The sequence below is a fragment of the Kushneria sinocarnis genome (genome assembly GCF_003633775.1).
GTDB classification, from domain to species: Bacteria; Pseudomonadota; Gammaproteobacteria; order Pseudomonadales; family Halomonadaceae; genus Kushneria; species Kushneria sinocarnis.
The window spans coordinates 318,162-341,439 of the sequence record NZ_RBIN01000004.1 but is presented as its reverse complement, the minus strand read 5'-3'; the positions used below and the strand labels follow the sequence as shown (position 1 = coordinate 341,439).

At 65.6% G+C, this 23,278-nt stretch carries 24 protein-coding genes; 15 read left to right on the top strand and 9 right to left on the bottom strand.

Going from position 1 to position 23,278, the window contains the following annotated elements:
* Window positions 1–35: 35 nt before the first annotated feature.
* Window positions 36–1,049 (bottom strand): zinc-dependent alcohol dehydrogenase family protein, encoded by a 1,014-nt coding sequence (locus C7446_RS08330; protein WP_121172620.1) that lies wholly within the window; start codon window positions 1,047–1,049, stop codon window positions 36–38.
* Between the two features lie 152 nt (window positions 1,050–1,201).
* Between C7446_RS08330 and radC the strand changes: the two genes are divergently transcribed.
* The 9 genes from radC to C7446_RS08285 all read left to right on the top strand — a co-directional run bounded on the left by radC (window position 1,202) and on the right by C7446_RS08285 (window position 8,866).
* Window positions 1,202–1,876, top strand: coding sequence for a RadC family protein (gene radC, locus C7446_RS08325; protein WP_121172619.1), 675 nt, complete (start codon window positions 1,202–1,204; stop codon window positions 1,874–1,876).
* 201 nt (window positions 1,877–2,077) lie between these two features.
* The gene (gene rpmB, locus C7446_RS08320) at window positions 2,078–2,314 is read left to right on the top strand and encodes a 50S ribosomal protein L28 (protein WP_121172618.1); all 237 of its coding nucleotides are present in this window, start codon (window positions 2,078–2,080) and stop codon (window positions 2,312–2,314) included.
* A gap of 65 nt (window positions 2,315–2,379) precedes the next feature.
* Window positions 2,380–2,535: a 50S ribosomal protein L33 gene (gene rpmG / locus C7446_RS08315; protein WP_070978379.1), complete on the top strand. Its 156-nt coding sequence runs from the start codon at window positions 2,380–2,382 to the stop codon at window positions 2,533–2,535.
* Window positions 2,536–2,637: 102 nt separating this feature from the next.
* Window positions 2,638–3,453, top strand: coding sequence for a bifunctional DNA-formamidopyrimidine glycosylase/DNA-(apurinic or apyrimidinic site) lyase (mutM, locus tag C7446_RS08310; protein ID WP_121172617.1), 816 nt, complete (start codon window positions 2,638–2,640; stop codon window positions 3,451–3,453).
* Between the two features lie 92 nt (window positions 3,454–3,545).
* Window positions 3,546–4,736: a class I SAM-dependent rRNA methyltransferase gene (locus tag C7446_RS08305; protein WP_121172616.1), complete on the top strand. Its 1,191-nt coding sequence runs from the start codon at window positions 3,546–3,548 to the stop codon at window positions 4,734–4,736.
* Between the two features lie 9 nt (window positions 4,737–4,745).
* Entirely contained in the window at window positions 4,746–5,078 is a 333-nt protein-coding gene (locus C7446_RS08300) for a putative signal transducing protein (RefSeq protein ID WP_121172615.1), read from the top strand.
* 109 nt (window positions 5,079–5,187) lie between these two features.
* Complete coding sequence (locus C7446_RS08295) at window positions 5,188–6,432, top strand: Nramp family divalent metal transporter (RefSeq protein WP_121172614.1); 1,245 nt, start codon at window positions 5,188–5,190, stop codon at window positions 6,430–6,432.
* Window positions 6,433–6,624: 192 nt separating this feature from the next.
* Entirely contained in the window at window positions 6,625–7,743 is a 1,119-nt protein-coding gene (gene ald, locus C7446_RS08290) for an alanine dehydrogenase (RefSeq protein WP_121172613.1), read from the top strand.
* Between the two features lie 109 nt (window positions 7,744–7,852).
* Entirely contained in the window at window positions 7,853–8,866 is a 1,014-nt protein-coding gene (locus tag C7446_RS08285; protein ID WP_121172612.1) for a tryptophan--tRNA ligase, read from the top strand.
* Window positions 8,867–8,946: 80 nt separating this feature from the next.
* Here the strand turns inward: C7446_RS08285 and C7446_RS08280 are convergent, their stop codons facing one another.
* Window positions 8,947–9,531 carry a bactofilin family protein gene (locus C7446_RS08280; RefSeq protein WP_121172611.1) on the bottom strand — a complete coding sequence of 195 codons (585 nt, stop codon included), beginning with the start codon at window positions 9,529–9,531 and terminating at the stop codon, window positions 8,947–8,949.
* Window positions 9,532–9,755: 224 nt separating this feature from the next.
* On the opposite strand from C7446_RS08280, the gene C7446_RS08275 reads away from it, so the two are divergent.
* Entirely contained in the window at window positions 9,756–10,340 is a 585-nt protein-coding gene (locus tag C7446_RS08275) for a bactofilin family protein (RefSeq protein WP_121172610.1), read from the top strand.
* A 90-nt stretch (window positions 10,341–10,430) separates the two neighbouring features.
* Here C7446_RS08275 and C7446_RS08270 read toward each other — a convergent pair whose 3' ends face one another.
* A complete protein-coding gene (locus C7446_RS08270; RefSeq protein WP_121172609.1) occupies window positions 10,431–12,455 on the bottom strand; it encodes a S9 family peptidase in 2,025 nt (674 codons plus the stop codon).
* Window positions 12,456–12,641: 186 nt separating this feature from the next.
* Between C7446_RS08270 and C7446_RS08265 the strand changes: the two genes are divergently transcribed.
* Both C7446_RS08265 and C7446_RS08260 read left to right on the top strand, forming a co-directional pair.
* Window positions 12,642–13,874, top strand: a complete 1,233-nt coding sequence (locus tag C7446_RS08265; protein WP_121172608.1) for a YeeE/YedE family protein — start codon at window positions 12,642–12,644, stop codon at window positions 13,872–13,874.
* Window positions 13,875–14,012: 138 nt separating this feature from the next.
* Window positions 14,013–14,666 (top strand): hypothetical protein, encoded by a 654-nt coding sequence (locus C7446_RS08260; protein WP_121172607.1) that lies wholly within the window; start codon window positions 14,013–14,015, stop codon window positions 14,664–14,666.
* A gap of 95 nt (window positions 14,667–14,761) precedes the next feature.
* Here C7446_RS08260 and acnA read toward each other — a convergent pair whose 3' ends face one another.
* Window positions 14,762–17,497 (bottom strand): aconitate hydratase AcnA, encoded by a 2,736-nt coding sequence (acnA, locus tag C7446_RS08255; protein ID WP_121172606.1) that lies wholly within the window; start codon window positions 17,495–17,497, stop codon window positions 14,762–14,764.
* A gap of 358 nt (window positions 17,498–17,855) precedes the next feature.
* Here acnA and C7446_RS08250 point away from each other — a divergent pair, with 358 nt between their 5' ends.
* Window positions 17,856–18,035: a zinc ribbon domain-containing protein gene (locus C7446_RS08250; protein WP_281272345.1), complete on the top strand. Its 180-nt coding sequence runs from the start codon at window positions 17,856–17,858 to the stop codon at window positions 18,033–18,035.
* 158 nt (window positions 18,036–18,193) lie between these two features.
* A complete protein-coding gene (gene trxB, locus C7446_RS08245) occupies window positions 18,194–19,171 on the top strand; it encodes a thioredoxin-disulfide reductase (RefSeq protein WP_121172605.1) in 978 nt (325 codons plus the stop codon).
* 73 nt (window positions 19,172–19,244) lie between these two features.
* Here the strand turns inward: trxB and C7446_RS08240 are convergent, their stop codons facing one another.
* Window positions 19,245–19,529 (bottom strand): SlyX family protein, encoded by a 285-nt coding sequence (locus C7446_RS08240; RefSeq protein ID WP_245977772.1) that lies wholly within the window; start codon window positions 19,527–19,529, stop codon window positions 19,245–19,247.
* Window positions 19,530–19,662: 133 nt separating this feature from the next.
* Here C7446_RS08240 and C7446_RS16770 point away from each other — a divergent pair, with 133 nt between their 5' ends.
* Window positions 19,663–20,127: a cold-shock protein gene (locus tag C7446_RS16770; RefSeq protein ID WP_121172603.1), complete on the top strand. Its 465-nt coding sequence runs from the start codon at window positions 19,663–19,665 to the stop codon at window positions 20,125–20,127.
* A gap of 71 nt (window positions 20,128–20,198) precedes the next feature.
* Here the strand turns inward: C7446_RS16770 and C7446_RS08230 are convergent, their stop codons facing one another.
* From C7446_RS08230 to C7446_RS08215, 4 genes are all read right to left on the bottom strand, one after another.
* On the bottom strand, window positions 20,199–20,588 hold the full coding sequence (locus tag C7446_RS08230) for a hypothetical protein (RefSeq protein ID WP_211327900.1): 390 nt from the start codon (window positions 20,586–20,588) through the stop codon (window positions 20,199–20,201).
* Between the two features lie 2 nt (window positions 20,589–20,590).
* Complete coding sequence (gene dapE, locus C7446_RS08225; protein ID WP_121172601.1) at window positions 20,591–21,733, bottom strand: succinyl-diaminopimelate desuccinylase; 1,143 nt, start codon at window positions 21,731–21,733, stop codon at window positions 20,591–20,593.
* A gap of 67 nt (window positions 21,734–21,800) precedes the next feature.
* Window positions 21,801–22,826: a 2,3,4,5-tetrahydropyridine-2,6-dicarboxylate N-succinyltransferase gene (gene dapD, locus C7446_RS08220; RefSeq protein WP_121172600.1), complete on the bottom strand. Its 1,026-nt coding sequence runs from the start codon at window positions 22,824–22,826 to the stop codon at window positions 21,801–21,803.
* 56 nt (window positions 22,827–22,882) lie between these two features.
* Window positions 22,883–23,242, bottom strand: a complete 360-nt coding sequence (locus C7446_RS08215) for an ArsC/Spx/MgsR family protein (protein ID WP_121172599.1) — start codon at window positions 23,240–23,242, stop codon at window positions 22,883–22,885.
* Window positions 23,243–23,278 lie beyond the last annotated feature (36 nt).

Here is a 23,278-nt window from a genome sequence, read left to right as displayed (position 1 = left end):
GGTGCAAGCCGCCCGTGGCCGGGCGGCGGGGTTCGTCAGTCGATCCGGATGACCACCTTGCCCAGATGGCGCTGGCTTTCGAGATGCTCGAAGGCAGCCCGGGCCTCGTCGAAGGCGAAGGTGCGATCGATGACCGGCTCGATGCGATGCAGTTCGAGGGTCCGGTTCATGGCCTCGAACATCTCCCTCGAGCCGACATAGATGCCGCGCAGGATGACGCTCCTGCGCATGATCAGGCTGGGGTCGATCTCGCCACCGGTCAGCACGCCGATCAGGTTGACCGCACCGCCGACCCGGCTCGAGGCCAGCGAGCGGGGCAGGGTGCCGGCGCCCCCGACTTCCACTACATGATCGACGCCGCGGCCACCGGTCAGCCGCTGGACCTCCTCCTGCCATTCGGGATGCTGGCGGTAGTTGATGGTGTCATCGGCGCCCAGTTCGCGGGCGCGCTCGAGCTTGTCGTCACTCGAGGAGGTCTGGATGATGCGCGCCCCGGCGGCCCGGGCCAGCTGCAGGGCGAAGATCGACACCCCGCCGGTGCCCAGCAGCAGTACGCTGTCGCCGCTTTTCAGCGGGTGCTGACCGGCGTAGAGGGCGTTCCAGGCGGTGACCGCGGCGCAGGGCAGGGTGGCGCCCTGTTCGAACGAGAAGTGCTCGGGCAGCCGCACCAGGCCGTGGGCGTCAAACACCCGGTATTCGGTCAGGGCGCCGTCGATGGCACCGCCCATCGCCGAGGCGCCGTAGCGGGCATCGACCTCGCCGCCCAGCCAGTCCTGCATGAACAGGCCGGCGACCCGGTCGCCGACCTGCCACTCGCTGACCTCGTCACCGATTTCGACCACTTCGCCGGCCCCGTCGGAGAGCGGTACCCGATTGGCCGCAACGCCGCCGCGGGCGTAGCGCCCCTGGACGATCATCAGGTCGCGATAGTTCAGCGACGCCGCCTTCATTCTGACCAGCACCTGACCGCGCCCCGGCTGCGGAGTGGCGCATTCATCAGGGGTCAGATCGCTGATGGCACCGGTTTTCGGCAGGATATAACGCTTCATGACTCGCTCCGTTTTCGACTGGCGGCCCACAGGCCGCCTGACTGATGACTTACAGCGTAGCTGATGCAGCGGGAGGGATGCGCGAATTCAAGCTGCGGCAATAATCGTCGTTATCTTGTAAAGCATATACCGATGTTGCCGAGGGGAGGAGGATGGGGATCAATCACTGGCCCGAGGGAGAGCGGCCGCGCGAGAAGCTGTTGGGTCTCGGGCCGCAGGCGCTCTCCGATGCCGAACTGCTGGCCATCTTCCTGCGGGTCGGGGTCCGCGGTCGCTCGGCGGTGGATCTGGCCCGCGATCTGCTGGGTGAATTCGGCGGCCTGCGTCAGCTGCTGAGCGCCGATCAGGCGCGCTTCTGTCAGGCACACGGGCTGGGTCAGGCCAAGTATGTCCAGCTGCAGGCCGCGCTGGAACTGTCGCGCCGCCACCTGGAGACCCTGCTCGAGCGCGGCGAAGCGCTCACTTCGCCGGTCGTGGTGCGCCGCTTTCTCTCTGCCCACCTGCGCGATCTCGACCACGAGGTGTTTGCCGCGCTGTTTCTCGATACCCGCCACCGGGTGCTGCGCTTCGAGCGGCTGTTCAGCGGCACGCTCGATGCGGCTTCGGTCTATCCGCGTGAAGTCGCCCGGCGGGCGCTGACGCTGAATGCCGGGGCGGTCATCTTTGCCCACAATCACCCTTCGGGGATGGCCGAGCCGAGCGACGCCGACCGGCGTATTACCGATCGCCTGCGTGAGGCGCTGGGGCTTTTCGAGATCCGGGTGCTGGATCATTTCGTGATCGGGGATGGCGAGATCGTCTCGATGGCCGAGCGGGGCTGGCTGTAGCGTGGCGGCCACCGTGTGCGAAGACGCTTCGGTGCTTGCCCGAAAAGGGGGACTCTGGTATAAAGTACGGCCTTTGAGTTCCCGCGGGCCATGAACAGGGGCAGCTAGGCGGACGCCTGCCACGCTCACCGGTTTGCCCGAGATCATCCCGACACTTTACTACTGCGTCCCGGCATCCGGGGCTCACGGCTGGAGGCTTCCATGTCACAGGTCTGTCAGGTTACCGGCAAGCGTCCGATGACCGGTAACAACGTTTCCCACTCCCAGCGCAGAACGCGGCGTCGTTTCGAGCCCAACCTGCACACGCATCGCTTCTGGGTCGAATCCGAGAAGCGCTTCGTGCGTCTGCAGGTCTCCACCAAGGGGCTGCGCATCATCGACAAGAAGGGTATCGAAGCCGTTCTTGCCGACCTCAAGAAGCGCAACATCCAGGTCTGACGCCGCCACGTTCACGGCCTGCGCCATGAGATGCGCAGGCATACTGTCCACGGGAGAGCATACCCATGCGTGACAAGATCAAGATGGTATCCAGTGCCGGTACCGGTCACTTCTATACCACCAAGAAGAACAAGCGTAATACGCCCGACAAGCTCGAATTCAAGAAATACGATCCGGTGGTTCGCAAGCACGTCGTCTATCGCGAAGCCAAGATCAAGTAACACCGTCACTTCGGGTGATGCGTGTCAGGAAACCCGGCAATTGCCGGGTTTCCTGCGTCTGAAGCACTTCGCGCCGCCGGCGCGGCCAACGGTAGGCCACTCATGCCCGAACTGCCCGAAGTGGAGACCACCCGTCAGGGGATTGCCCCGGCGGTCGAGCACCAGGTGGTCAATGAAGTCATCGTGCGTCAGCCGCAGCTGCGTACCCGGATTCCCGATGACCTGGCCGAACGGCTGGTCGGCGAGCGGATCGGGGGCATCGAGCGCCGGGCGAAATACCTGCTGCTGCCGGTGGCCGGGGGGCATCTGCTCTGGCACCTGGGCATGTCGGGCAGCCTGCGTCTGGCCGCCATCGGCACCCCGCCGGAAAAGCACGATCATGTCGACCTTGCGATGAGCTCCGGCTATCTGCTGCGCTACCATGATCCGCGCCGCTTCGGTGTGCTCGATTTCATTTCCGGCGATCCATGCCGGGATCGCCGGCTGGTCCGGCTGGGGCCGGAACCGCTGTCGACGGCATTCGATGGTGCGCATCTGTTCCGTGCCTCACGCCGACGTCGGGTGGCGGTCAAGTCGCTGATCATGGACAACGCCGTGGTCGTCGGGGTGGGCAACATCTATGCCGCCGAGTCGCTGTTTCTGGCCGGCATTGATCCACGCCGCGAGGCCGGCGGCATCAGCCGCAAGCGCTACGGTCGGCTCGGCGAAGCGATCAAGCAGGTGCTGACTGCAGCGATCAGCCAGGGCGGCACCACGCTGCGCGATTTCGTCAGCGGCAGTGGCAGCCCCGGCTACTTTGCCCAGCAGCTCAATGTCTATGGCCGTGGCGGGCTCCCCTGTCGCGCCTGCGGTGCCGAACTGCGTTCGCTGACGCTGGGTCAGCGGGCGAGCGTCTACTGTCCGGTCTGTCAGAGCTGACGGAGCGCGCAGCGATCTCCCGCCAGACCATCGGCCCGGCCGGTGTACGCTGGTATCATGGACCGATTCACTGACAGCTTGCGGATTTTATCGTGACCCTACGTCTGCGCCTCAAGAAGAATGCCGATCGTCGGCTCAAGGCCGGCCATCTCTGGCTCTACTCCAACGAGATCGATACCGATGCCACCCCGCTCAGGGGCTTCGAGCCGGGTGCCCAGGCCATTGTCGAAGCCGCCAACGGCAAGCCGATGGGGGCAGCCTACGTCAACCCGCACTCGCTGATCTGTGCCCGCATCGTCTCCCGCGATCCCGATATCCGGCTGGATCGCTCGCTGCTGGTCCATCGCCTCAACCAGGCGCTGGGGCTGCGCCAGCGGCTGTTCCGGAAGCCCTTCTATCGGCTGGTGCATGGCGAGGGCGACCTGCTGCCGGGGCTGGTGGTCGATCGGTTCGGTGACGTGCTGGTGGTGCAGCTCAACACCCTGGGCATGGACCGCATGCGCGGTGAGGTCATTGATGCCCTCAACAAGGTGATCGAGCCGCGGGCCATCGTGCTGCGGGGCGATAGCGCCGGGCGCCGGCTGGAGCAGCTGGCTGCCGACGTCGAGGTGGTGCAGGGCACGCTCGACGGGCCTGTGGCACTCGAGGAGAACGGCGTGCACTTTCTCGCGCCGGTGCTGGAGGGGCAGAAGACCGGCTGGTTCTTCGATCACCGGGTTAATCGCGCCTGGCTCAATCCGCTGGTCGAGGGCCGGCGCGTACTCGATGTGTTCAGCTATCTCGGTGGCTGGGGCGTGCAGGCGGCAGCGCACGGTGCCTCCTCGGTGACCTGCATCGACAGCTCGGCGCCGGCGCTGGAAGCGGTCAGCGAGAATGCCGCGCTCAACGGGGTCGGTGACCGGGTCACCACCCGCGAAGGCGATGCCTTCGAGCAGCTCGCGGCCCTCAAGGCAGAGGGGGAGCAGTTCGATGTAGTGGTGGTGGATCCGCCGGCCTTCATCCGCAAGCGCAAGGATATTCCCAACGGCGAACGGGCCTATGCCCGGCTCAACCGCGAGGCGATCCGGCTGCTGGGACGCGACGGACTGCTGGTGTCGGCCTCCTGCTCGATGCATCTGGCCAACGATCGGCTGGTGGATATCGTGCGCGGCGCCGCCCGCCATCAGGACCGTCATGCCCAGCTGATCTTCAACGGTCATCAGGGGCCGGACCATCCGATTCATCCGGCGATTCCCGAAACGGCCTACCTCAAGACCCTGGGTGTGCGCATCTTTCGCGACTGAGGCAGCACCATGGCCGAGCGGGTCCGGATCTTCCAGCACCCCGACAGCCTGCTGGTCGGGCATGTGCGCAATCTGATCGAGCGGGCCGGCATCCCGTGTGAACTCCGCAACTGGATGCTGGCCGGCGGCATGGGCGATCTTGCGCCCATCGACTGCGAACCCGAGCTGTGGGTGGCGCCGCACAATGCCGAGCGCGCCGAGGCCGTCATCGCGCAGTGGCGTCGCGGCGATGCGCTCGCCGAGGGGCTCCCGGACTGGCAGTGCCCGGTATGCGGCGAGGCGCATGAGGGCGTCTTCGATCGCTGCTGGCAGTGCGGTGGCAGTCGTCCCGAGCGGGAGTGACTCCGGCCGGGCGCCGCATGGCGGCGCCCATGCGACCAAGGTCGCATTATGGCGCAGCCGCCTGGCCATCTACCGTGCATGAAGTTTCCTTCAGGCACGGAGAGTGGCGATGAGTCAGGTTTCGGGAAGTGAGGCGCAGGCCCCCACACGCTGGTCGATTGTCGGACCGGGGCTGGTGGTGGCGGCTACCGGGGTCGGCGCGGGTGACCTGCTGGCGGCGCTGGTCGCCGGTCAGCGCTACGGCCTGACCTTCATCTGGGCGATCGCTCTCGGTGTGGTGCTCAAGTTCGCGCTCAACGAGGGGGTGGGACGCTATACCCTGGGAACCGGGCGTACCATCCTGGAAGGCATCCATTCGCTGGGGCGCTGGGCCAGCGGTTATTTCGGCGTCTATACGCTGATCTGGGGCTTCAGCTACGGTGCCGCGGCGACCTCCTCCTGTGCCCTGGCGATGAGCGCCCTGATCCCCGCCATACCGTTCTGGGGGTGGGCGGTACTGCACGGTCTGGCCGGCTGTGTGCTGGTGCTGACCAATACCTATCAGCGCTTCGAGCGGCTGGTGACCGCGCTGGTGGGGCTGATGTTCATCACCGTGGTCGGCTCGGCGCTGCTGGTGCTGCCTCGGCTCGGAGATATCATGGCAACCGGCCTGCCGACGCTGCCGGACGGCTCGCTGCTCTATGCGCTGGGGCTGATCGGCGGTGTCGGCGGCTCGATCACCATGGCCTCCTACGGCTACTGGCTGGTGGCCAAGGGCTGGAAGAGCGACAGCCACATTCGCATCATGCGGCTGGACTGCCTCTCCGCCTATGTCATCACCGGCATCTTCTGTCTGGCGATGCTGGTCATGGGGGCCGCCATCCTCTACGGCACCGACATGACCGTCAGCGGCCAGCAGGGCGTGGTCACCTTTGCCGGTGCCCTCGGCAACCAGCTTCATCCCGTGGTCCGTCTGCTGTTTCTGATCGGTTTCTGGGCGGCTTCCTTTACCTCGGTGCTGGGGGTCTGGAACGGCGTCTCCTGGCTGTGGGCCGATTTCATCCGTCTGATGCGCCAGCGCGATGTGACCCGGGAAGTGCTCAACACCACCGGCGCCTACCGCTTCTACGTGCTGTGGCTGACCTTTCCACCGATGCTGCTGCATCTGCTGGGCAAACCGGTGCTGCTGGTCATCGTCTATGGAGCGCTGGGGGCGATTTTCATGCCCTTCCTGGCCATTGTGCTGATGGTGCTGCTCAATTCCGACCGCATCGAGGCGCCGTTGCGCAGCAGCTGGCGCTCCAACCTGGTACTGACCCTGAGTCTGGTGCTATTCGCGGTGCTGATGGGCAATGAACTGCTCGGCATGGGCTAGCGTCGCACCGGCAGAGATTGCGTGAAGGGTAGGGTTATTTTCTGGTGATCAGGGGTTTTCTGGTATTTGGTTCTGCCTTGTCGGGCTTTTTCCAGACAGAATCGTTATTTTGATCACCCCCGTTTGTTATCGGGACAGCTGTGCTGTAATGCCTGCGAAGCCAACAGGAAGTCGCATTTCAGGAGCCGACCCATGCGCATTGCTGTCCCCGCCGAGATCAAGAACCACGAATATCGCGTTGCCCTGACGCCTGCCGGTGTCCGCGAACTGATCGAACACGGCCATGACGTCATCGTGCAGTGCGGGGCCGGTATCGGTTCCGGTTACGAGGATGCCGCCTATGAAGCCGTGGGCGCCCGGCTCGAAGGCGATGTCGAAACGCTCTGGGCCGGCGCCGAGCTGATCGTCAAGGTCAAGGAGCCGCAGCCGGAGGAGATCGCCCGGCTGACGCCCGAACATACCCTGTTCACCTATCTGCATCTGGCCGCGGATGAACGGCTGACCCGCTCGCTCATGGAGACCGGGGCCACCTCCATCGCCTACGAGACCATCACCGATGAGCGGGGTGGCCTGCCGCTGCTGGCGCCGATGAGCAGCGTGGCCGGGCGGATGGCGGTGCAGGCAGGCGCGCACGCGCTGGAAAAGGCCCAGGGCGGCTCGGGCGTGCTGCTGCCGGGGGTGCCGGGTGTTCCGCCGGCGGCAGTGACGGTAATCGGCGGCGGTGTGGTGGGCGAAAACGCCGCGCGCATGGCGCTCGGTCTGGGCGCCGATGTCACCGTGCTCGATCGCTCGCTGACGCGGCTGGAAGCCCTCGATCATCGCTATCAGGGGCGCCTGCGTACCGTCTACTCCACGGTCGATGCGGTGGAAGCGGCGATACGCAGCTCCGATCTGGTGATCGGTGCGGTACTGATCCTCGGGGCTGCCGCGCCGAAGCTGATTACCCGGCAGATGCTGGCGACCATGAAGCCCGGCAGCGTGCTGGTGGATGTGGCGATCGATCAGGGCGGCTGTTTCGAAACCAGTCGGCCTACCACCCATGCCGAGCCGATCTACACCGTGGATGGCATCGTGCACTACTGCGTGGCCAACATGCCCGGCGCCGTGGCACCGACCTCGACCCAGGCACTGACCAGCGCCACGCTGCCGTATGTGCTGAAACTGGCCGATCAGGGCTGGCGCGAGGCGCTGAAGAACGACGGCCACTTCCAGCACGGTCTCAACACGGCAAGAGGGCAGCTGACCCATCCGGCAGTGGCCGAGGCGTTCGGGCTGCCGTTCGAACCGGTTGCCCGCATGCTCGGGGGCTGAGCGGATTGGCGGTCGCCCGCGCACGGCGCACGCGTTAAGATGAATGCACTCGCAGCGCCCGGCTTCCCGGGCGCTGGCGTCCCGTTTCCCCGGAGCAAGCATTGCGTTCATGACCAGCACTCGAGTACTAACCGGCATCACCACCACCGGCACGCCTCACCTGGGCAATTATGTCGGTGCCATTCGCCCCGCCATTGCCGCCAGTCAGGACCCGAACGTCCAGTCGTACTATTTTCTGGCCGACCTGCACGCCCTGATCAAGTCCAGCGATCCCGCCCGGATGCAGCAGTCGCGACGGGAGATCGCTGCGACCTGGCTGGCGCTGGGGCTGGATACCGACAACGCCGTTTTCTACCGCCAGTCCGACATTCCGGAGATTCCCGAGCTGGCCTGGCTGCTCTCCTGCGTCTGCGCCAAGGGACTGATGAACCGGGCCCATGCCTACAAGGCGGCCGTCGCGGAAAACGAGGAGGGCGGCGTGCCCGATCCCGATCGCGGCATCACCATGGGGCTCTACGGCTATCCGGTACTGATGGCTGCCGACATCCTGATGTTCAACGCCAACCGGGTGCCGGTGGGGCGCGATCAGGTCCAGCACATCGAGATGGCCCGTGACATGGCCGGGCGCTTCAATCATGTCTACCGGGGCGAGTACTTTACCCTGCCCGAAGCGGTGGTGGATGAGCGGGTGCAGGTGCTCAACGGGCTCGACGGTCGCAAGATGTCGAAGAGCTACGACAACACCATTCCGCTGTTCGTCTCCGAGAAGAAGCTGCTCAAGCTGATCCGCAAGATCCGGACCAATTCGCTGGAGCCCGGCGAGCCCAAGGACCCGGACAGCTGCACGCTCTTTCAGATCTATTCGGCGTTTGCCACGGAGCAGGAAAGCAGCGACATGCGCCGGCGCTATGCCGAGGGCATCGGCTGGGGCGAAGCCAAGAACGAGCTGTTCGAGTATCTCAATGCCCAGCTCGCCGAACCGCGCGAGCGTTATCAGGCACTGCTCGAGGACCCGGGACACATCGAGCGGGTACTGCAGCAGGGGGCCGAGCGCGCCCGCGAAGAGACGACCGTGATGCTGGATCGACTGCGCAGTGCCGTTGGCCTGGGGCGGTTTGTCTGAGACGGCCCGCCACCGCTTGCGTCCGACCCCGGGACCCGTCAGCCGGGGCCAGGGGCAGCGGCGGCATGGCCCGGCCGGCATCAGCCGATACTGAACTGCCCCGAGAGGGTGGCGCCCTTCACACAGCGCAGACGGGCGGCGACGAGCCGGCCGGTGAAACGGGCATGCTCGTGGAAGACGGCACTCTCGCCGATGTGTATCTCGCCGTTCAACCGACCATCGGCCACCAGACGGTGGGCCGTGATCAGCGGACCGGCCTCCCCGGGCGCCAGCACGGCCACGCCGTGGCGGGGTAGCCGGATCTCTCCCTCGACCCGGCCGGCCACGGTCAGGGGCTGCTCTGCATGAATACAGCCATGGATACGAACACCGGGCCCGATGTAGCTGCCGGCATGGCCGGTGTCCGCGATCGTGGTGGCCGGTTCGCGCCTGCACGCCTCGGCTGAAGCCGGCAGCGGCGCGCTGTGCTTCGCGGGCCGGGGTGGCGCCGCGGCCCGTGATGCTGCGAGAGGTGCATCCAGTGGCGCTGCGTCATCGGCAGATGCGGCCGGTTCCGGCCGTGCGTCATCCTCGGGCGGTGCCCGCCGGGTACGACGGTAGCCATCGAGCAGGATCAGCAGTATGGCCAGGATGCCCGGCAGCAGCAGCCATTGCAGTGTGTCCATGACATTACCCGTGCTGTGAATCGTGAATCGGTGGTCCGGGACCGGGGAAAGGGTCGCGACGTGTTATCGACCGGAGGCACCCCGTCTTGATCGCCCTGACTGAAGAAGTTCGTTATCGTGCCGATCAGGGGATGAGGTTAACCTCATTCCAATTGAGCAGAAACCGTTCGTACTAAAGTGCGCTTCATGGCGTATAAAAGGGTTTCGAGGCAGCGGAGATCGACATGTTTCACAGGACAAGAAGCAGTGATGAGACGGGTGAGCACCCTGCCGCGGCGGATAGCGCGGAGACGGAGGTCGCGGCTGGCACCTCCTCGTCCACGGCCCGCATCGGCAAGCGTTCGCTGATCGGCTCGGCGACCCGGATCACCGGAGATGTCGCCGGGGAAGAGGACCTGCACGTCGAAGGCGAGATTACCGGCAGTGTCACGTTCAGCCGGCATGCCGTCGGTGTCGGGGTCAGCGGCGTGATCGAGGGGGATGTCGTGGCGCAGTCGCTGACGGTGGCCGGCCGTGTCGAGGGGCGGCTGATAGCCTCCGAAAGCATCCGGGTGGTCGCCGGCGCACGCGTCAACGGTGAGCTGCACTCGCCCGGGCTGGTCATCGAGGAGGGGGCGGAATTTCAGGGGACGGTCGACATGAATCCGGCCAATCCCCTGCTGAAGACGTTCTTCGACACGCTGTCCGTGGCCGGTGACGCCACCGGTAGCCGAGCGACCGCCTCGGTCCGGCAATTGCAGCCGGTGACGCCGCTGGACGACGAGCAGGATACCGGCGACGACAGCGGGTCCTCTGCCACGCCTCCGTGAGCCTGCCCCGTCGCCGGCCTTGCCATCGGACGTGATTCAGGGCGCCCGTGGGCGCCCTGTGCCGTGGGAGGGCGAGCTGCCCGCCGGTGCTCAGCCGTGCAGGGCGTCACGCACGCCGGGCGCATATTCGGCGCCGTGCGGCACGGTAATGGAGGAGGGCTGCAGGGCCTCGCCGATCGGCTCGAAGCGGCCGCTCAGCGCCTCGGCCAGAAAGGCCTCGGTGACGGCGTTGAAGGCGATGTTGTTGACCGGCCGGGCAAAGCCGTGCCCCTCGTCGGGGAAGAGCACATAGGTCACCGGGATGCCGTTGTGCTTCATGGCCTCGACGATCTGGTCGCTCTCCGCCTGCCTGACCCGGGGGTCGTTGGCACCCTGGCCGATCAGTAGCGGCCTGGTGATCCGGTCGGCATGGGTCAGGGGCGAGCGCTCCTTCAGCCAGGCCGCGCCGGCCTGAGTGTTCGGGTCGGCCATGCGCCGGTACATCTGCCGCTTGCCGGCCTCCCAGTAGGGCGGAATGGTGGAGAGCAGGGTCTCCAGATTGGAGGGGCCGACGATATCCACCCCGCAGGCAAAGCGCTCCGGGGTAAAGGTCAGGCCGACCAGGGTGGCATAACCGCCGTAGGAGCCGCCCATGATGGCCACCCGATCGGAGTCGGCCACGCCGGCGCTGATGGCCCAGTCGACGGCATCGAGCAGATCATCATGCATGGCCCCCGCCCATTCGCCGTCGCCGGCGCCGGTGAAGGCCTTGCTGAAGCCGGTGGAGCCGCGGTAATTCACCGACAGCACGGCGTAGCCGCGGTTGGCCAGCCACTGGTGGTAGCCGTTGCTGCCATAGCTGTCGCGCGCCCAGGGGCCGCCGTGGACCAGCAGTACCATCGGCAGCGGTGCTGCCGGACGGTGAAAGCCATCGGCGTCGCTGCCGTGGGGAAGGGTGAGGTAGGAGACCAGCGTGCGGCCGTCCCGGGCACTGAGCTCCAGCGGCGTCATGCCGGCCAGCGGCGCATCCGCGAGTTCGGGGCGGCTGACGTAGAGCGAGCTCAGGGTGCGCTGCTCGCGATCGTAGAGCCAGGTTTCGGCAGGCGCGGTCACCGGGTCGTTGACCACCGTCCAGCGACGATCGTCATCGGTACGTGAGGTGATGGCGATATCCCCCTTGAGCTGCTCATCGAGGAATGCAAGATCGGCAGCCAGGGTGTCGTCGAGTGCGGTCCATTCGGTGCGCAGGTAGTCCACCGCCCAGGCCTGTACCTCGTCGCTGCGCGGGTCGAGCAGGATATCGGTAATATCGGCCTTCGGCGAATGGCCGAGCAGACGCAGCTCCCCGCTGGCCCAGTCCTGGGCGGTCAGCGCCGCGGTATCGCGCCCACGGCTGTCGATCCAGTAGACGGTGCTGCCATCCCGGGTGAAACCGACCGGACCGGTATTGGCGCTGTCCTCGAAGCCGATGGTGGCGAAGGGTTCGCGCTCGATGCCCTGCTCGGTAATCCGGAAGAACGCCTCGCCGCCGTCCTCGAGGGGCTGGGCGGCCAGCCGCAGTTCGAGATGTTCATCGGCGAGAAAGCCGGCGTAGCCCTCGTTTTCCAGTATCAGGGTGAGCTCGCCGCTGGCCAGCTCGAGACTGTAGACATCATGCCAGCGCGGATCACGATGATTGATGCCGACCAGGATGCGATCGCGTATCTCCCGGCTGACGCCGATGATCTGTACCCGGGTGTCCTCGAAGGGGGTCAGGGTGCGCTGCTCGCCGCTTTCGATATCCACGCTGAACAGTCTGAAATTCTCGTCACCGCCGCTGTCGTTGACGTAGAGCAGTGCCCGGCTGTCGGGACTCCAGAAGTAGCTGCGGATCGGGCGCACCTGCTCGGCCGTCAGCGCACGGCCCTGATCGGGGGCATCGATGGGGGCGACCCAGAGATTGAGCACTTCGTCCCTGGGGGCTATCCAGGCCAGCCAGCGGCCATCGGGGCTGAGCCGACCCTGGGCGCGACGGGGGTTGCCGAACAGCCGCTCGCGCTCGATCAGCGGTACTGCTTCACCGCTGCCCGCAGCCGCACCACCTGCCGCAGTGTCGGCGCTCATGACAGGACCGACCGGGTGAATCATCCGACGCATGACATGCCACTCCCGATTCAGAAAATGAACGATTGCTGTGGTCAATGTGTGGGCGGCCGGCAGGAATCGCAAGCGCCGTAGGCTGCTTCAATCACTGGCGTTGAAAGGCTTGATTTGGGCCGGGAGAAGCTGCCGGTCTAGAATCAGGGGTAATACTTGGCCCATTTCTTGAATCGGGAGGTTCTGATGGCAGGACCCACACTGGTATCATCCAGGCGCGATGACCAGGCGCTGCCGCGCAGCTCGCTGATTGCCGGCATCGTGGCGGCCGCCGTGCTGGTGCTCGGCACGCTGGTGCTCGCCGGTACCATTTCGCCGGCCCAGGGGGCGTTGCTGCTCGTCGGGGGCGCACTGGGTGCGGTGCTCTATCACGCTGCCTTCGGTTTCACCTCGGCCTGGCGGGTGTTCATCATCGATCGTCGCGGACGCGGTCTGCGGGCGCAGATGGTGCTGCTGGCGGTGGCCGTGGTGCTGTTCTTTCCCCCGCTGGCGACCGGCACCCTGTTCGGCCACCCGGTACACGGTTTCGTGTCGCCGATCGGGCTGTCGGTCGTGGCCGGTGCCTTCATGTTCGGCCTGGGCATGCAACTGGGAGGCGGCTGTGCCTCGGGCACGCTGTTCACCGCCGGTGGCGGCAACGCCCGCATGATGATCACGCTGGTCTTTTTCATCATCGGCTCGCTGCTCGCCACGATCCACTTCGACTGGTGGACCTCGCTGCCGGCCCTTCAGCCGGTCTCGCTGGCGACCCGCCTGGGGTCCAGCGGCGGCATCATGCTCAGCCTGCTGCTGTTCGGCGCCATCGCGGCAGTCACCGTCTGGTTCGAGAAGCGGCGTCACGGCACGCTCGAACGGGCTGCAGCACCGCGTCAGCAGCACGGTTCGCGCTGGCTGCGCGGCCCCTGGCCGCTGCTGTTCGGGGCGGTCGCGCTGGCGGTGCTGAACTTCGTCACGCTGGCAATTGCCGGGCGCCCGTGGGGCATCACCTCGGCCTTTGCGCTGTGGGGTGCGAAGCTCACCCAGCTGTTCGGCATCGACCCCGGGCAGTGGGCGTACTGGCAGCAGCCGGGCAATGCCCGGGCGCTCTCGGAAAGCATCTGGCATGACGTCACCACGGTGATGGATGTCGGTGTCATCGCCGGTGCCATGCTGGCCGCGGCACTGGCCGGGCGCTTTGCGCCCAGGTTCGACATCCCGCTGCGTTCGCTGGTGGCGGCGGCCATCGGCGGCATTCTGCTCGGCTACGGCGCGCGTATCGCCTTCGGCTGCAACATCGGCGCCTACTTCGGTGGTATCGCCTCCGGCAGCCTGCACGGCTGGCTGTGGCTGGTGTGTGCCTTTGCCGGCAACATGCTGGGGGTGAAGCTGCGACCGTTCTTCTTCCGGCAGCCGAAAAGGCCCGTGGTCAGCGGGGTCTGAAGCGCCAGCAGGCAAACGGATGCACAGGCCTGCCCGCCCGGGCAGGCTTTTTTCATGCCTCCATCAGTTTTCGAACAGGCGTTGATAACCTTCTTGGGGTAGACTGCATGGTTAGCAGACTCACTATCAGGTCAGACCATGAATCACCCTTCTTCCGTAACGGATACCGATCTCCGCTCGGCACCGCTTGCCATCCTCGGCCGCTATTTCGTCTATCTGTGCGCTCTGGCACTGCTGTGCCAGATGCAGTACTGGAGTGTTCTGGCGAATCCCGGCACCCGCTTTTCCGAACTCTCCTTCGTGGAGCTGGCCCAGAGTGGCCTGTTGCTCGTCAGTCTGATCCTGCTCTGGCGTACCCGACAACTGGGCACATGGCCTGCCGGTACGGCGCTGATGTTCGGCTGGCTGCTGGCTTCCCTGATCCGTGAACAGGACTTCCAGCTTGATCGTCTCTTCGATGGCCTGTGGCAGTGGCTGGTAGCCGTGGTGGCGATCGCTACCGTGCGTCATCTCTGGCGTCAGCGCGAGCAGATCGCCGAGGAGTGTCGCAGCTTTTTCGCCTGGTCCGGTTTCGGACTGTTCATGGGGGGCTTCATGGCCACCTATGTCTTCTCCCGCCTGATGGGACGCAGTGCGCTGTGGGAGGCCGTACTGGGCGAGGCGTATCAGTATCGTATCAAGAGTGGGGTCGAGGAGACCCTGGAGCTGCTGGGCTACGCGCTGATGTTCGCGGCCTGTGTCGAACTCTGGCTGCTGGCACGCCGGCGCTTCAAGCGCATGGGCCGGCACTGAAGCGACGCAGTGGTACCAGGTGAGTGATGGCATGAAAAAGGGCGCCCCACGGGGCGCCCTTTCGCTGTGCTGTGCACCGCAACCGCGAACGCGGCTCAGTTGAGCATGCTGCGCAGCACGTAGTGCAGGATGCCGCCGTGGCGGTAGTACTCCAGCTCGTTGGCGGTATCGATCCGGCAGAGGGCGTCGATTTCCTTCGTATTGCCATCCTCGAAGGTGATCGAGACCTTCACGCTGGCGCTCGGCTTCAGATCACCCAGTCCGCTGATGCTGATGGTCTCGTTGCCGGTCATGCCCAGCGAGTTGCGATCCTCGCCCTCGGGGAACTGCAGCGGCAGCACGCCCATGCCGATCAGGTTGGAGCGGTGAATGCGCTCGTAGGACTCGGCGATGACGGCGCGCACGCCCAGCAGGCGCGTGCCCTTGGCGGCCCAGTCACGCGACGAGCCGGTGCCGTACTCCTTGCCGGCGATCACCACCAGGGGCGTGCTCTGCTCGGCGTACTTCATGGCGGCATCGTAGATCGCCATCTGTTCGCCGGAGGGCACGTGGCGGGTAAAGCCCCCCTCGACGCCATCGAGCATCTCGTTGCGGATGCGCACGTTGGCGAAGGTGCCGCGCATCATCACTTCGTGGTTGCCGCGCCGTGAGCCGTAGGAGTTGAAATCCTTGACCGCCACGCCGTGCTCCTGCAGGTAACGGCCTGCCGGACTGTCCGGCTTGATCGCGCCGGCCGGGGAGATGTGGTCGGTGGTCACCGAGTCGCCGAGCTTGGCCAGCACCCGGGCATCATGCACATCCTCGATGGGCTCGGGCTCGCGGCTCATGCCTTCGAAGAAGGGCGGATGCTGGATGTAGGTGGAGTCCTTCGACCACTCGTAGACTTCGCTCGGAGTGACGTCGATCGACTGCCAGGTCTCGTCGCCGTTGAAGACCTCGGCATACTCCTTGCGATACATGTCGGTCCGCACGCGCTCGACCGCCTCGGCGATCTCGCGCTGGCTCGGCCAGATGTCCCTGAGGTAGACATCGTTGCCGCTGGCATCCTGACCCAGCGGTTCCTGGCTGAGGTCGATGCGGGCGTTACCGGCCAGTGCATAGGCGACCACCAGGGGCGGCGACGCCAGCCAGTTGGTCTTGACCAGCGGATGGATGCGGCCTTCGAAGTTGCGGTTGCCCGACAGGACCGAGGCCACGGTCAGGTTCTCGTCCTGGATGACCTGGTCGATCGGCTCGGGCAGCGGCCCGGAGTTGCCGATGCAGGTGGTGCAGCCGTAACCGACCAGATTGAAGCCGAGCTCATCGAGCGGCTGCTGGAAGCCGGCCGTGGCCAGGTAGTCGGTAACCACCTTGGAGCCCGGGGCGAGCGAGGTCTTGACCCAGGGCTTGGTCATGAGTCCCTTGTCGACCGCCTTCTTCGCCAGCAGGCCGGCGGCCATCAGCACGCTCGGGTTGGAGGTGTTGGTGCAGGAGGTGATGGCCGCGATGACCACGGCGCCGTTGTCGAGGCGGAACTTCTCGCCGTTGAGCTCGACGTTGGGGTTCTCGCGGAAGCTGTTGGCGACATAGGGGGCGGTGGTGCCACCCTCATCCTTCCAGCGGCCATCCTCGGTGTTCGGCACGTTGCCGGCCTGCTCGGCGAGCAGCTTCTCGAAGGTCGCCTTCATGTCGGTGAGGGCGACCCGATCCTGCGGACGCTTGGGACCGGCAAGACTGGCCTCGACCTCGTCCATGTCGAGATAGAGGGTGTCGGAGAAGATCGGCTCGTGGCCGGGCTCGCGCCACAGCCCCTGCTCCTGGGCATACCCCTTCACCAGATCGATCTGCTGCTGGGAGCGACCGGTGAGCTTCATGTAGGTCAGGGTTTCGTCATCGAGCGGGAAGAAACCGCAGGTGGCACCGTATTCGGGGGCCATGTTGGCAATGGTGGCGCGATCGGCCAGCGGCAGGTCCTTGAGACCGTCGCCGTAGAATTCGACGAACTTGCCGACCACGCCACGCTGACGCAGCATCTGGGTGACGGTCAGCACCAGGTCGGTGGCGGTGATGCCTTCCCGCAGCTTGCCTTCCAGCTTGAAGCCGACCACTTCGGGAATCAGCATCGAGACCGGCTGGCCCAGCATGGCGGCTTCCGCCTCGATGCCGCCGACGCCCCAGCCGAGCACCCCCAGACCGTTGATCATGGTGGTGTGGGAGTCGGTGCCCACCAGGGTGTCGGGGAAGGCATAGGTCCGGCCGTTCTCTTCCTTGGTCCAGACGGCCTGACCGAGATACTCCAGGTTGACCTGGTGGCAGATACCGGTGCCCGGCGGCACCACGCTGAAGTTGTCGAATGCCTGCTGACCCCAGCGCAGGAATTTGTAGCGCTCGCGGTTGCGCTCCATCTCGATCTTGACGTTGTCCTCGAAGGACTTCGGATCGCCGTAGTGATCGACCATGACCGAGTGGTCGATGACCAGATCGACGGGGGATAGCGGGTTGATGCGCGAGGGCTTCTCGCCGAGGCTGGCCACGGCGTCACGCATGGCGGCCAGGTCGACCACGCCGGGGACGCCGGTGAAGTCCTGCATCAGAACGCGTGCCGGGCGGTAGCCGATCTCACGGCTGGAGCGTCCTTCCTGCTGCCAGTCGACCAGCGCCTGGATATCCTCGGCGGTGGCCGTCTCGCCATCCTGGAAGCGCAGCTGGTTTTCCAGCAGCACCTTCAGGGTGAAGGGCAGTCGGCTGATGTCCCCGAACTGTTGTGCCGCTTTCGACAGGCTGTAGTAGTGATACGTCCTGTCACCGACGGTCAGTTCGGAGAGTGTGTTCTGGGCATCTTCAGTGCTCATGCACCTGCTCCTCTCTTCATGGGGCTGCGATCATCGGAGTGCACGCCGTCACTCCGGATCGCTGCCCGCCAGTCATGGGTCCACGGGTCATGAAACGACGCCGGCTGCTGCAGTCGCAACGCTCTGGGAGCGCGCTTGCATGACCGCTGCGTCGGGCCATGAACGACACGGCCGCTCACGGCCGGAGCGTGCCTGCATCGCCTGCCGGATTGTCGACACGAAATCGGCTCGCATCGACAGCGCAAATGGTATCAGGTTGAAAGCATAATGCGATGACCTCATTCGAATAACAGGTGTATTTCGTGTATTGCGACGAAGGTCGGGGAGAGTGGTCATGTAGGAACTGATTCCACGCGAGGTGAACTGCCCGTGGTGCGGTGCCGATTTCGAAATGATGATCGATCCGGGCGAGGGGAGTCATGAAAGCGTGCATGACTGTTACTGGTGCTGCGCCCCGATTGTTGTCAATGTCGTGCTCTCCGAGATCGACGGAACACCCGAGGTCAGGCTCTCGCGCGAGGATGGCAGCGATGAATAGCCCGGTTGCCGCTACATCAACGCCATTGATGGCCTCCATTGATCGGCATGGCTGGGCGATCGTGGCGGCAACCGTTAAGCTGTGCGCCAGTATCATGCCGGCCCGCCCCGGGCGGAATGCCGGTGACGACGATTCCGATTCAAGCAAGCGAGGATTCCATGAGCGAGACGCAGCATCACGGCCTGATCATTCTCGGTTCCGGCCCGGCCGGCTACTCTGCTGCGGTCTACGCCGCACGCGCCAATCTCAAGCCGCTGCTGATTACCGGCATGGAGATGGGCGGTCAGCTGACCACCACCACGGATGTCGACAACTGGCCGGGCGATGACAGTGGCGTGCAGGGCCCCGAGTTGATGGAGCGCATGCGTCGTCATGCCGAACGCTTCGATACCGAGATCCAGCTCGATCACATCGAAGAGGTCGAACTCGGCCAGCGCCCCTATGTGCTCAGGGGCAGCAGCGGCACCTACAGCTGCGATTCGCTGATCATCGCCACCGGTGCCAGTGCCCTCTATCTGGGGCTGGAGTCGGAGGAGCGCTTCAAGGGGCAGGGGGTCTCGGCCTGTGCCACCTGCGACGGCTTCTTCTATCGCAACAAGGAGGTCGTGGTGGTCGGCGGCGGCAATACCGCCGTCGAGGAAGCGCTCTATCTTTCCAACATCGCCTCGAAGGTAACCCTGGTGCATCGGCGCGACAGCCTGCGCGCCGAGAAGATCATGCAGCAGAAACTGTTCGATCGGGTCGACAACGGCAGTATCGAGCTGGCCTGGAACAGCGTGGTCGAGGAGGTGCTCGGCGATGACTCCGGGGTCACCGGGGTGCGGCTGAAGTCCACCGAGGACGGTTCGACGCGGGAGCTGATGGCGCCGGGGCTGTTCGTCGCCATCGGTCACAAGCCCAATACCGATCTGTTCCAGGGGCAGCTGGAGATGCGCGACGGCTATATCGTGGTGAAGTCCGGGCTTGACGGCAACGCGACCGCCACCAGCCTGCCGGGCGTGTTTGCCGCCGGCGACGTGGCCGATCATGTCTACCGTCAGGCGATCACCTCGGCCGGCAGTGGCTGCATGGCGGCACTCGATGCCGAGCGTTTTCTCGACGATCTCGACCCCTCGGTGCCGCACTCGGCCTGGTAGAAACCGGGTCGACAGCAGTGATGATGGCGGGGCGTTTCGAACGCGCCGCCATCGCCGTGGCGTCCGGACGGGCTCAGTAGTGGGGCGGGCGCTCGTCGTGCTCCGGGGCGCCGCCCTGATCGTGCTGCAGCTCGTCCAGTGCACTGCGCTGCTCGCGCAGTCGGGTCTGCATCAGGTTGCACAGGCGCTCGACCCGATCGAGCGTGGCGGCCTGACGATTGAGCGTCTCGTCGAGGCGCTCCAGCCAGTCCTCCTGCCAGGCCAGTCGGCTTTCCAGATCCTCCAGACGTGTCAGGGTCGCTTCAAGCGACCCCTCGGCGTGCATGTTAGAATCATCCGGTTGCGGGGGCGTATTCATCGACGGTTCCTCCGTGCAGTCTGTTGCGTCCCGTTCGCTCCGGTTCGAGGGAGCGGGTAGCGCCGGGACATCATCGACCCCGCTCGGGGTCTGGATACTTCAATAATCCGATAAGAGTCAGAGTCTGCTATCCATGAGTGCCAAAACACTGTTGCGCTGTACACTGATCAGTCTGTTGCTTGCGCTGCCGACACCGCTGCTGACGGCTTTCCTCATCATGCTCAGCGGCGATCGCTTTGCCGGCGTGTTCGGCGATACCGTGGCCGCTGGTGGTTATGTCATGGCCTATATCCTGGCGGCGCTGGCGGCGTTCATCATGCTGGAGATTGCTACCCTGGCGGTGCATGTGCTGACCCCGAAGCTGGCCAATATTGCCGAGGTGGAGAACGATGACCGCGAGATCGGCGTGGTCAAGTGGTTCAATGTCAACAAGGGGTACGGTTTCATCACGCGGGATGGGGGCGAGGATGTCTTCGTCCATTTCCGGGCCATCCGCGGCAAGGGGCACCGCACCCTGGCGGAAGGGCAGCGCGTGCGTTACCACGCAGTGCAGAACGAGCGCGGGCTGCAGGCCGAGGACGTGACCGTCATTACCTGACGCGCCACCGGCCACCCCCTTCCCCCCTCGCACCCCGCCATTGTGCGGGGCGCCTGCATGACGGCCGCCGGTTACTGACCGGAGTCGGGCCAGTCGATCACCTGCTCCTCGCCGTCGGCACTGATCTGCAGGAAGCGATCGGGATCGTCACCCGGCTGCCAGCTGCCCAGCGAGCAGCGTACCTCGCAGTTCAGGGCCTGACTGGCCTGACGGGCGCAGTCGACGTCCCGGGGCCAGGGCGTGGCGTCGCTGTCGAACCACAGGCTGGAAAAGTCTTCGGTGGCGTTCTCGATCAGCAGTACCGGGATCGTCGCGCCGTTGCCGGCCACATGGCAGCGCCAGCGGTTGCGGCCCGCCGGGCGGAACTCGGCCGGGCCGTCGAGGGCCTCGCTCAGCCAGCCGGCAATGGTGCCGACATCATGGCACTGCAGATAGATTTCGATGTCCGGATAGCGCTCCATGATTACCCCAGCAGGCGTTGCATGATGGCTTCGTATGCCTGGCTCAGCGTATCGAGATCGCCTGCCCGTACCCGCTCGTTCACCTTGTGAATGGTGGCATTGCAGGGGCCGAGCTCGATCACCTGGGCACCCAGACCGGCGGCGATGAAGCGTCCGTCGGAAGTGCCGCCGGCAGTGGAGAGCTGCGGCCGCCGTCCGGTGACCGCTTCGAGCGACGTGATGACGGCGTCCAGCAGCCGGCCTTCCCGGGTCAGGAAGGGCTCGCCGAACAGGGTCCAGTCGAGGCTGTACTCCAGCCCCCGGGCGTCCAGGATCTCCCGGGTGCGCTGCTGGAGCGTCTCGGCAGTGACTTCGGTGGAAAAGCGGAAGTTGAACACGACCTCCAGCTCACCGGGCACCACGTTGGTGGCACCGGTGCCGGCATGGATGTTGGAGATCTGGAAGCTGGTGGCCGGGAAGTGATCGTTGCCGGCATCCCACTGCTCGGCAGCCAGCGCGGCCAGCGCCGGCGCGGCCTGGTGAATCGGATTGCGCGTGGTGTGCGGGTAGGCCACGTGGCCCTGCACGCCATGCACGGTCAGTCGTGCCCCGAGCGAGCCGCGACGGCCGTTCTTGACGACATCGCCGGGCAGGTCGTTCGATGAGGGCTCGCCGACGATACACCACTGCGCCCGTTCGCCGCGCTGGCGCAGCTGTTCGACCACGGCGCGGGTGCCATCGACCGCCGGCCCTTCCTCGTCACTGGTGATCAGCAATGCCAGCCGGCCATGATGTGTCGGGTGGGCGGTCACGAAACGTTCCACCGCGGTTACCATCGCCGCCAGACTGCCCTTCATGTCGGCGGCGCCGCGTCCGCAGAGTTCGCCCGCGTCATTGAGGGTCGGCTCGAAGGGCGGGAACTCCCACTGCTGCTCGGGTCCGGTGGGGACCACATCGGTATGGCCGGCCAGCACCAGGGTGTCGCCCTCGCCGCGCGTCGCCCAGAGGTTGGTGACCTCACCCTGATGAAGGGTTTCGAGCCTGAAGCCAAGCCGTTCGAGACGTTCGCCCAGCAGTGTCTGGCAGCCGGCATCAGCCGGCGTCAGCGAACGGCGCGACAGCAGGTCGATCGCCAGCGCAAGGGTGTCACTAGGGGCTGGGGTCATGAAGCATCCGCCTGTCGGGCGGGTACCGTTCACGAAGGCGCGGTACCCGCCGGGTCAGTTTCGTGGGTCAGTTGTGGGCGTGCAGGGCATCATTGAGCGCGACGGCGCTTCGGTTGGTGCGGCACTCGAGCCGGCCCGTCACCGAGTGGCGGATGAACAGCAGATCATCCTGACCGGCCAGTTCACGGGCCGCCACGGTGCGCACTTCCTGACCCTGGTCATCCAGCACGGCTACCTTTGCGCTGGCGGTAAGGTAAAGCCCGGCCTCGATGGTGCAGCGGTCGCCGAGCGGAATTCCCAGTCCGGCATTGGCCCCGATCAGGCAGTTGCGGCCGGTGCGGATGACAATGTTGCCACCGCCGGAGAGGGTACCCATGGTCGAGGCGCCGCCGCCCAGGTCGGAGCCGCTGCCGAGCATGACGCCGGCCGAGATGCGGCCTTCGACCATGCCGGGGCCTTCGGTGCCGGCGTTGAAGTTGCAGAACCCCTCGTGCATCACCGTGGTGCCTTCGCCCAGATACGCCCCCAGGCGAACGCGGGCGGTATCGGCGATGCGCACGCCGGAAGGCAGCACGTAGTCGGTCATCTTCGGGAACTTGTCGACACTGTCGACCGACAGCGGTCGGCCGGCAAGGCGGGCCTTGAGCCGGCGGGTGTCGAGCTCTTCGACATCGATCGGTCCTTCGCTGGTCCAGGCGATGTTCTTCAGCAGCGCGAACATGCCGCCCAGCTCGATGCCGTGGGGCCGGACCAGCCGATGGGAGAGCAGGTGCAGCTTGAGATAGACCTCGGGTACGCTCTCGGGAGCGCGGTCCTCGTCGAGGAAGACGGCGACCAGCGGCCGCTGGCTGTCGGTCATGGCGCGGGCGATCCCGGCCTGGTGTTCGTCACCGGCGGCGTCCAGCGCCTCGGCCAGTGAGGTACAGTGCTCGGGCAGGAAGCTGACCACGGCATTGCCCTCGGGGGCGGACAGCGCATGACGGGCGGCTTCGGTCAGCTCGGGGGCAGGCTGGTGAAGGGGGGCCGGATAATGGACATCCAGCCACTCGCCGCGGCTGTTCTGATGGCCGATGCCCAGTGCAAAACTCAGCATGTGGTGTGCTCCTGCAGTGATACGGTCGGAGAGGCGGAAGACATGTCAGCGGTGGTTCATTGATCGATCAGGCTGCGCCAGCCATCCGGGTCGTGGCCGACGATCAGGGTAGTGCCATCATCCACCACCGGGCGCTTGATCAGCGTCGGCCGGCTTTTCATCAGCGCCCTGGCACTCTCTTCATCCAGGTCGCTGCGCTCCTCCTCCTCGAGATCGCGCCAGGTGTGGCTGCGACGATTGAGCAGGGTGCGCCAGTCGGCGCCTTCCAGCAGGCGATCCAGCAGGGCATCATCGAGGCCGTGCTCGGTACTTCGCTGCTTCAGATCGATGAAATCGATCGTGAAACCGGCCGCTTCCAGCGCGCGCTGCGCTCGTCGACAGCTGTCGCAGTTGTGCAGACCGTAGAGTGTCAGCATCGCTCAATCCGGTGGTATGGGCTTGAAATGGACAAG